General features: G+C 34.0%; 12 protein-coding genes. 7 read left to right on the top strand and 5 right to left on the bottom strand.

The window, feature by feature from the left end:
- The 4 genes from P8M54_RS09670 to P8M54_RS09655 all read left to right on the top strand — a co-directional run.
- Positions 1–1,455 (top strand): glycoside hydrolase family 3 C-terminal domain-containing protein (locus tag P8M54_RS09670; protein ID WP_300287621.1); only part of this gene is annotated, 1,455 nt, incomplete at its 5' end.
- A gap of 3 nt (positions 1,456–1,458) precedes the next feature.
- The gene (locus tag P8M54_RS09665; protein ID WP_300287620.1) at positions 1,459–2,214 is read left to right on the top strand and encodes a glycoside hydrolase family 16 protein; all 756 of its coding nucleotides are present in this window, start codon (positions 1,459–1,461) and stop codon (positions 2,212–2,214) included.
- 237 nt (positions 2,215–2,451) lie between these two features.
- Positions 2,452–3,036 (top strand): sigma-70 family RNA polymerase sigma factor, encoded by a 585-nt coding sequence (locus tag P8M54_RS09660; protein ID WP_300287622.1) that lies wholly within the window; start codon positions 2,452–2,454, stop codon positions 3,034–3,036.
- A 50-nt stretch (positions 3,037–3,086) separates the two neighbouring features.
- Complete coding sequence (locus tag P8M54_RS09655; protein WP_300287618.1) at positions 3,087–3,230, top strand: hypothetical protein; 144 nt, start codon at positions 3,087–3,089, stop codon at positions 3,228–3,230.
- Positions 3,231–3,281: 51 nt separating this feature from the next.
- Here the strand turns inward: P8M54_RS09655 and nth are convergent, their stop codons facing one another.
- Both nth and P8M54_RS09645 read right to left on the bottom strand, forming a co-directional pair.
- Positions 3,282–3,932, bottom strand: coding sequence for an endonuclease III (gene nth, locus P8M54_RS09650; RefSeq protein WP_300287617.1), 651 nt, complete (start codon positions 3,930–3,932; stop codon positions 3,282–3,284).
- Positions 3,933–3,972: 40 nt separating this feature from the next.
- Positions 3,973–4,143 (bottom strand): hypothetical protein, encoded by a 171-nt coding sequence (locus tag P8M54_RS09645; protein ID WP_300287616.1) that lies wholly within the window; start codon positions 4,141–4,143, stop codon positions 3,973–3,975.
- 32 nt (positions 4,144–4,175) lie between these two features.
- On the opposite strand from P8M54_RS09645, the gene bcp reads away from it, so the two are divergent.
- On the top strand, positions 4,176–4,628 hold the full coding sequence (bcp, locus tag P8M54_RS09640) for a thioredoxin-dependent thiol peroxidase (protein WP_300287615.1): 453 nt from the start codon (positions 4,176–4,178) through the stop codon (positions 4,626–4,628).
- Between the two features lie 68 nt (positions 4,629–4,696).
- On the opposite strand, the gene P8M54_RS09635 is transcribed toward bcp, so the two are convergent.
- The 3 genes from P8M54_RS09635 to P8M54_RS09625 are packed head-to-tail and all read right to left on the bottom strand — an operon-like array spanning position 4,697 to position 7,789.
- Positions 4,697–5,323, bottom strand: coding sequence for a hypothetical protein (locus P8M54_RS09635; RefSeq protein WP_300287613.1), 627 nt, complete (start codon positions 5,321–5,323; stop codon positions 4,697–4,699).
- Entirely contained in the window at positions 5,320–6,285 is a 966-nt protein-coding gene (locus tag P8M54_RS09630) for a hypothetical protein (protein ID WP_300287611.1), read from the bottom strand. The genes P8M54_RS09635 and P8M54_RS09630 overlap by 4 nt, the downstream gene beginning before the upstream one ends.
- A 43-nt stretch (positions 6,286–6,328) precedes the next feature.
- Positions 6,329–7,789: a TonB-dependent receptor gene (locus tag P8M54_RS09625; RefSeq protein WP_300287609.1), complete on the bottom strand. Its 1,461-nt coding sequence runs from the start codon at positions 7,787–7,789 to the stop codon at positions 6,329–6,331.
- A gap of 95 nt (positions 7,790–7,884) precedes the next feature.
- On the opposite strand from P8M54_RS09625, the gene P8M54_RS09620 reads away from it, so the two are divergent.
- Together P8M54_RS09620 and P8M54_RS09615 are read left to right on the top strand one after the other, a co-directional pair.
- Positions 7,885–8,649: an MBL fold metallo-hydrolase gene (locus P8M54_RS09620; RefSeq protein ID WP_300287606.1), complete on the top strand. Its 765-nt coding sequence runs from the start codon at positions 7,885–7,887 to the stop codon at positions 8,647–8,649.
- Between the two features lie 10 nt (positions 8,650–8,659).
- Positions 8,660–9,160, top strand: a complete 501-nt coding sequence (locus P8M54_RS09615; RefSeq protein ID WP_300287604.1) for a hypothetical protein — start codon at positions 8,660–8,662, stop codon at positions 9,158–9,160.
- Positions 9,161–9,424 lie beyond the last annotated feature (264 nt).

Raw genomic sequence — 9,424 nt, 5'->3', positions numbered from 1 at the left:
ATATTGAAAGGCGAATGGAAATTTGATGGATTTGTAGTCTCTGATTGGGGTTCTATTAATGAAATGATAGCACATGGTTATGCAAAAGATAGTAAGCAGGCCGCTGAAATTGCTATGAATGCAGGCTCTGATATGGATATGGAATCAAGTGCTTATGTGGATCACTTGGTAGCTTTGGTTAGAGAAGGTAAAGTCAAAGAAGCTCTTATTGATGATGCTGCAAGACGAATTTTGAAAGTTAAATTTGAATTGGGACTATTTGATAATCCTTATTTATATTGTGATGAAAACTATGAAAAAGAAACGGTAGGTAAAGCAGCTTTCCAAGAAGGTGTCTTAGATATGGCTAAGAAATCAATTGTTCTCTTGAAAAATGAAAACCAATTACTTCCTTTAAAAAAATCAGGTCAAAAAATTGTAGTAATCGGAGCTTTAGCAAATGATAAAACAAGTCCGCTAGGAAGCTGGCGAATCGCTGCCGATGACAATTCTGCTGTTTCACTATTAGAAGGGCTGCAGCAGTACAAAGGAAACCAAATCTCCTATGTTAAAGGTGCAGATGTCGTGACAGGAAGAACACAGTTTGTTTGGGAAACTAAAATTAATACAACTGATAAGTCAGGTTTTGCAGAAGCAATTGCAGCCGCTAAAGGGGCTGATGTAGTAATTATGTCCTTAGGGGAACATGGTTTACAATCTGGGGAAGGACGAAGTAGGGCAGAAATTGGTTTGCCAGGTGTACAACAAGAATTATTAGAAACAATTTACAAAGTAAATAAAAATATAGTTTTGGTACTTAACAACGGACGACCGTTAACGATTCCGTGGGCAGCGGATACAATTCCTGCAATAGTTGAAGGCTGGCAATTAGGAACACAAAGCGGAAATGCAATTGCACAAGTTTTATACGGGGATTACAATCCAAGCGGAAAATTACCAATGACTTTTCCTAGAAGCGTGGGCCAATTGCCTCTTTACTACAACTATAAAAATACAGGTCGACCAATAATGAATGAACCCGAAAGTGTTTTCTGGTCTCATTATACTGACGAAAAAAACACAGCTGTTTATCCTTTTGGTTTTGGATTGAGTTATACTAAATTTGAGTATTCTAATCTTAAACTAAACCGTGATATTTTCAATACGACTGATGAAATTGAGGTATCAGTTAATGTTAAAAACACAGGTAAGTATGCTGGTAAGGAAGTGGTACAGCTGTATATTAGAGATGAAATAGCATCAGTAACCCGTCCAGTTAAAGAGCTTAAAGGTTTTGAAATGATCGAGTTACAACCTGGGCAATCTAAGGATGTACTTTTTAAAATTAATAAAAAAACAATTGAATTTTTTACAGCAAATCGTAAATGGGAGTCTGAAGAGGGCGATTTTAAAGTCTTTGTTGGTACTAACTCTGATACTACGCTTGAAAAAAGGTTCAGTTATCGAAATGACTAAATAATGAAAAAACAAATAGTAATACTGTTGTTTAGCACGCTAGCTATAGCTCAACCCAAAGGTAAAAAATTGGTATGGGAAGAGCAGTTTAGTGGAAAGGAATTAAACGCGAAAGATTGGAATTTAGAAGTTGGTGATGGTTGTCCTAACTGTGGCTGGGGTAATAATGAAAGACAATTGTATTCCAAGGAAAACCATCATTTGGTTGATGGCAATTTCGTAATTGTTGCTTCTAATAAGGAGGGAAAATATGCAGCTACGAGAATGAATACCAAGGGCAAAAAGGAATTCACTTATGGCTATATAGAGGCGAGAGCTAAAATACCGCGTGGTCAAGGAATTTGGCCCGCTTTTTGGATGCTAGGAGCAAATATTGATCAAGTAGGTTGGCCTAAATGTGGTGAAATTGATATTTTAGAATACGTAGGTAAAGAGCCTAGTACTATATTCACTTCCTTGCATACCCAAGATAGCCATGGTAATACTATTAATACTAAAAAAACGAAATTTGAGGGCATAGAACAGGGTTTTCATTTGTATGCTATTGATTGGACTAAAGATAAAATCGATTTTTTCGTGGATCATAAATTAGTATATTCGTTTAACCCAACGGTGAAAAATGAGAACACTTGGCCATATGATAAGCCTTTTTTTATCTTGATAAATGTAGCTATCGGAGGTAATTTTGGTGGCCCTGAAGTTGACGATACAATCTTTCCACAGGAGTTTTTAATTGACTATGTCAAAGTGTATCAATAATGTATAGAAGTGGAACGGAGAGTTAGCAGGATGTATAACAATGTATTACCTTAAAAAATATTTTTTGCAACGTTAAAATGCAAAAAATATTTTTTTATTGGTGTTAAATGTTGTTTAAAATAAATATTTTACTAAATTTGATTAATAAACAATTAAAAATTATTATTAGCCTATAGTAAAAAACTACTTTTTAGAAAATTATCCCAAATTTCAACTATACTAAAAAGTATTACTATGATAGCTAATATACAAACCCCTGATGCATTATTAGTGCAAGATTACATAGCTGGTAATGAAGAATCATTATCTGTTTTAATCAAAAGACATGAATCCAGAATTTATGGCTTTATCTACTCTAAAATTGCAGATAGAGACACTTCCAACGATATTTTTCAAGATACTTTCATAAAAGTAATCAAAACGCTAAAATCCAAGTCATACAACGAAGAAGGTAAGTTTCTTCCTTGGGTGATGCGAATAGCGCACAACCTTATCATTGATCATTTCAGGAAAAATAAAAAAATGCCTTTGTTTAGAGAAACTGAGGAGTTTTCTATTTTTTCAATAATGTCAGATGACTCATTAACAATCGAGGGTAAAATTATATCCGATCAAGTAGAAAGTGATATTAAACGGCTAATCGACGAACTTCCTCAGGATCAAAAAGAAGTTTTAATCATGCGCATGTACCAAGACATGAGTTTCAAGGAAATCGCTGAAATCACTGGGGTTAGCATCAATACATCCTTAGGACGTATGCGCTACGCCTTAATGAATTTGAGAAAAGTTATTGACAAACATCAAATTGTTTTAACCAATTGATACTATTTTAGAATATGCTGCGTTCAATATAAAAACAAAATAGTTAGAACATGGCAAAAATTTACTCTAAGAATGCATTGGCTCCTAAGTCAATGAAACCTAAAAAAGAAATAGTTTCTTTTTTACTCAACTATTCTAAAGCGCTATCGATTGCCAAAGTGGGTAATCTAAATATCGAAATTATGGCAAACTAGGTGTTGCTAATCCAATCTAAACTTCCCTAAAATTATATATTTTAGGGAAGTTTATTTTTTGGTAGCAGTGGCAAGTACTGATTTTCTGCCAATCGTTTTGGTGATGATATCCTTTTCAATATCCCAACCTCGCGCTGGAGAGTATTCTCGGCCGTACCAAATTATTTGTAAATGCAAATCATTCCAAATTTCCTCAGGAAAAAGGCGTTTGGCATCTTTCTCTGTTTGAACTACATTTTTACCATTAGTTAAATTCCATCGGTACATTAAGCGGTGAATATGCGTATCTACAGGAAAGGCCGGCACTCCAAAAGCTTGAGACATCACCACACTCGCAGTTTTATGTCCCACGGCAGGAAGCTCTTCTAAATACTCAAAACTTTCAGGCACTTTTCCGCCATGTTTATCAATTAAAATATGGGATAATCCATGAATTCCTTTCGATTTCATAGGAGTTAATCCACAAGGACGTATAATCTCCTTAATTTCTTCAACCGACATTTTAACCATATCATACGGATTATCTGCCTTGGCAAAAAGCAAAGGTGTAATCTGGTTCACACGCACATCTGTACATTGTGCTGACAGCAAAACAGCAATTAAAAGCGTGTAAGGATCTTTATGGTCTAACGGAATTGGGATTGTTGGATACAATTCTTTTAACGTATTTATAACAAACGTTACCCGTTCTTGCTTTGTCATTTTTGTAAATTTATATCTTGTAAAAATACTATAATTTTTATCAAGCGCCTAATCCAGCTGTCTGTTGCAAGTCCTCCTTAAAAAACTTTTTTTCTAAAGTCAAAAAAGTAGCTTCCTCTGGTCGCTCTTTTTCGCCAAGAAAAAAACAGTTTTTTACCTCCGGGCTTTCCACGACCATCTGGGGCGGAACTAGTCCGAACAATAAAATCAATTACAACAAACTTGATATCAAAATACATTATTATGACAACATTAAAAAAAGGGGACAAAGCTCCTGCATTTTCAGCATTAGATCAAGACGGTAATTCCCATAGCTTAGCCGATTATAAAGGAAAAAAACTAGTAGTTTTCTTCTATCCTAAAGCAAGTACACCGGGTTGTACTGCCGAAGCTTGTGATTTAAGAGATAATTTTGAGCGATTCGAGGCTAATAATTTTGCCCTTTTAGGAGTAAGTGCGGATGCTGCAAGTAAACAAGCTAAATTTAAAGAAAAATACAGCTTCCCCTTTCCTTTACTAGCCGATGAAGATAGAGCTGTAATTGAAGCATTTGGAGTATGGGGACCTAAAAAGTTCATGGGAAAGGAATATGACGGCATCCATAGAACAACCTTTGTAATCGACGAAAACGGAATTATAGAGGAGGTTATCGATAAAGTGAAGACTAAAGAGCATGCTGCGCAAATTTTAAAGTAGTAGCCTCCAAATAAAAAAAAGTTCTAAATAATTTTAGAACTTTTTTTTGTGCTTAGTTTGCAAACAACTTATATTTTTGTAAAACTTCCGGTACTGTTTAATTTGTAATTTAAGTTTTCTGTAGTGGTATCTTTTACTGCTTTCGTACCAATTATATTCCCATCATCGTCATAATTCAAACCATTAATAGTAACTTTTTTAATCAGTATCGTTCCATCTTCTTTAATTGAGAATTCACGATAGTATTCGGTTTCAAAAACAAACCTACAGTCTAGTAATAAAGCATCGATTGGTTTTCCATCTGAATAACTATTTAGTTGCACATTGAGTACTTTGGTATCATTTTCACCATAGGAATGGTAAGTGATAACCTTGTATTCAATTTTATCTTTTTCAAAATTAAAGGGCGTATAAAACTTAAAATCTTTTGATTTATTATATTCAAACTCATTTTCTTTAACAGGAAAATTAAGTTCAGTAATGCTAAATGACTGCGGGTTCTCTAGCTGAACTAGTTCATATTGGCTAAGCTCTGAATTAAACTTTATGTGCTTTTCCAGTGACTTTGAACTGTAAATAAAATTAGTTGCAGGCAAAGATTGCATCGGCGGAGGTGCTGGTATTGCAGTGTTACTATCTTCTTTTTTACAAGCGCAAACAACAAGTACTAGGATTAAAAATGTAATTTTTTTCATTGCTTTATTTCTTTAAAATCCGGTTCGTATTTTTGAACATGTAAATGATGGTAATGATTAGTTGTTTTATGATCTATGTGATGTAGTTTATTCGTCTTGCGTTTGATGGTGTAGGTCCAACCAAGCATTTTTTTCCAACCAAATTTGTACAAGGCATCATTCCATTTATTCTGTCTCGAGTAATCTAATAAATCAGCAGACTTACTAATATTTAAGCTTGTTCCCGGCCCGCATCGTAGTTCCTTGGTAGCTCTTAAATATTTAAAATCACCATTATTCCCATTAATATGACTTCGACTTGGTTTAGAAGAGCCATCCTCGTGACTAAAGCCATTGCAACTTATATCTAAATAATTAACATCAAGCATGGCGCCAAAAAAGCTAGCTAATGTTTTTTCGTTTACAAACGATCTTCTAGAATCGATATTAAAATGGTATTGGTATTCCTTTTTCTTGAAGTACTTAGGAACAGTTTCCAAGTTAATCAAATTTACATATTCGCCCGGTTTACCTTTATAGGCAATCGTTTTTTTTATTTTGTATGTTCCTAGGTCAATGGATGTCCCTTTTTTAGGAAAATATTCGTATTTGTATTTATTTTTATTTGCCTCAGCTACTACTTTAGGAATGTGTTTTTCAATAGTTCCATTAAAATAAATTCGGTACGTTACTATTTCAATCTTTTTAGATGGGTTGCTAGTAGGATGTACTGACGAGCGAGACTTTTCATTTTTGTAAACAGTGTCTTTTAGCAAGTTTGATGCAGCATAAGAGACTCTCTTTATAAAAAGCAATCTAGTGTTTGTATTTGGTGAACTAAAGTTTGAGTTATTTATTGTGGTAGTGTTTTCTACTAAATGAGTTTTATTTGTTGAAATAAATTCTGAATTATTACTTACTAGTTTGTCTGTTTTTGCAATGTTAAAAAACAAACTTACAGCTCCTAAAATACTCCAAACCATATAGTGTTATATATCTATTTTATTATTTATTTCCTTACGTAGATTAATTGGTCGCTTGTAATTGTTTATTTGGATCATAACCAAAAAGGTAATGCTCCTTGATAATCTCAGCAATACCTGCGGGTAACATAGGTTCCCATCCCGGTCTACCTTCATTAATCATTTTTAATACTTCACGTGAAAAGACTTCAAGAGTCTCACGATCATAATCAGTGATATCAGTTACTTTTCCATTGAATTTAAAAAACTTGTACAATTCTTTCATTCGAGGGTGTACCTTTAAATTTTCAGAATTGATGATTTCTCCATTTTCATCTAACATAGGATATAAAAATACCTTCATGTCTCTAAAAAATAGTTTTCCGAAGGCCTCTAGAATTCCTCCACTCAAATGGCGGTAGTACTTCTCGTCAAATATATCTACTAGGTTATTAACTCCCATGGCTAATCCCATTCGGGCTTTAGTATAGTTAGAGAAATATTCAACTACTTTGTAATATTCTTGAAAGTTAGAGATCATTACCGTTTGCCCTAAGGAACATAGCAATTCCGCTCTATCCATAAAGTCGCGCTCGTCAATTTCACCATCAGATCGTAGATTAGAAAGAGTAATTTCAAACACAACAAGCGTGTTTTCTTTTTCTACCTTACTTTCCTCAAGGAACATTTCAAGTGACTTTTTATACATGTCCATATTTACCTTGGTTACAGGACGGAAACTTCCTCTCAAGGCTAGGATATTTTTTTTGTACAAAATGGCAGCAGGAAGGATGTTTTTTCCGTTAGGATCAAACATTACCGCATCGGTCATACCGTTTTTTACTAATTGCAAACTCATCAATCGGTTGTCTACATCAGCAAATCGAGGACCTGAGAAGTTAATCGTATCAATTTCGAGTTGATCCTTATCTAAGTGATCATATAAATAACGTAACAAACGTTTAGGGTCATTGTACTTGTAGTAAGCACCGTATATTAAGTTAACGCCAAGAATTCCTAATGTTTCTTGTTGTAAACGAGCATCAGTTTCCTTAAAGCGAATGTGCAATATAATTTCGTTATAATCTTCGTCGGGTTCAATTTGGTAACGAATACCAACCCAACCGTGTCCTTTAAATTGTTTGGCAAAATCAATAGTTGCAACGGTGTTGGCATAACTAAAGAACATTTTATTAGGGTGTTTTTCCCTACTTAAACGTTTTTCAATCAATTGACCTTCCATGGTAATCATTTTTTTCAAACGACTTTCAGTAACATAACGGCCGTCTTCTTCGATTCCATAAATAGAATCACTAAAATCTTTGTCATAAGCTGACATTGCTTTCGCAATCGTTCCTGAGGAACCACCTGATCTAAAAAAATGCCTCACCGTTTCTTGCCCAGCACCAATTTCAGCAAATGTTCCGTAAATGTTATCATTTAGATTGATACGGAGTGCTTTATCTTTGATCGAAGGTATTTGATTGATGACTTTGTCACCTTTTAATTTTATTTCAGTATCCATTTTTCTTTAAATATGGGTAATATGTTACAAAGTTAATTAATTAGGTTTCTAATGAAAGAGAATTAATCCTATTTTTGTAAAAAAATTAAATTGTAGTGAAGGTATATTTTTTAGGTACTGGTACATCGCAAGGTATTCCCATCATTGGGAGTACGCATCCAGTTTGTTTAAGTTCTAATACTAAAGACAAACGACTACGTGTTTCCATAATGATTTCTTGGCCTAATAATACCTTTGTAGTTGACTGTGGACCCGATTTTAGGCAGCAAATGTTAGCTTCTAACTGTGATAGAGTTGATGGTATTTTATTTACTCATGAGCATGCTGACCATACAGCGGGTCTTGATGATATTCGTCCTTTTAATTTTCGACAAGGTGAAATTCCGGTATATGCACACTCTAGAGTTATAGATAATTTGCATCAGCGTTTTGGATATATCTTCGAAACTGTCAACAAATATCCCGGTGCTCCATCGGTAAAAACAATTGAGGTGGTAAATAATCAACCTTTTGCTGTGGGCGATAAAATAGCTATTCCTATCAATGTGATGCATGGAGATCTTCAGGTTTTTGGGTATCGAATTGATGATTTTGCCTATCTCACGGATGTTAAAACTATTGACGCTGAAGAAACAAATAAGCTAATGGGCTTGGATGTTTTAGTAGTGAATGCGCTGAGAGAAGAGCCACATAGTACACATTTTAATTTAGAGGAAGCTTTGGATTTTATAGCATTGGTTAAACCAAAAAAAGCCTATTTGACGCATATAAGTCATCTTTTAGGTTTTCATGATGCCGTGCAAAAGCAATTGCCTCCCAATGTTTTCCTTGCCTTTGATAATTTAGAAATTACTTTATAACACAACCACAATGAAAAAATCGTTTTTCCTGTATGCCTTTATTTTAGTAGCGCTTATGAATGTTTTTACCTATATGTTTTTAAGCAAACAAGTTGAATTTGAACAGAACTTATTTGATAAGACCACCAAAAGATTAAAAGATAGTTTGGCATCTGTTACAACAAAACTGAACGATGCTAATTATTTCTCGTTAGAGAAAAATGAAAATGCTCAAAATTATTTTGAATCGGGAAATAGTAAAAAAGTTATTCAGTACGAAAAACTAATTCCGTTTGTAACAGAAAAATTATTGGATTTGAATTCAAACCCAAAAGGGAATCCGTATGTAGGTCAAGATCAAATTGGCACGAACAAATTTATCATCAATAAGGTGAAAGTATTAAATCACCGTTGGATTATTGCTGATTTTAGCGATGGAGAATATTGGGGTGAAGTGCTGCTCAAATATTTCGTAAATGATGACGAAACCATCACTTTTGAAGTTAACCAATCGTTACTTTACCAAAAATAAAAAAGGGTTCCAAATTTATTTGAGGGCACTGAAAAACTAGGCCTAATTTAGACAAGATGCTTTTTTAGGGATTAAAAAGAAAGCTTGTAACGGATTAATTAATAATTCTGTTACAAGCTTTTATTATTTTTGCAGTATTTTTAAAGAGCTTACATCGACTTAAAAAAGCTCATTTAAAGAATTAGGACAAGAGCTATTGTTTCCTATATTATTTTGAGGATTCTCTTAAGATTGGTGGCGAAAACAGTCATTGCCCCCTGCATT

The organism is Flavobacterium sp., assembly GCF_029242675.1.
GTDB lineage: Bacteria > Bacteroidota > Bacteroidia > Flavobacteriales > Flavobacteriaceae > Flavobacterium.
This window is presented reverse-complemented; position numbering and strand designations above follow the sequence as displayed.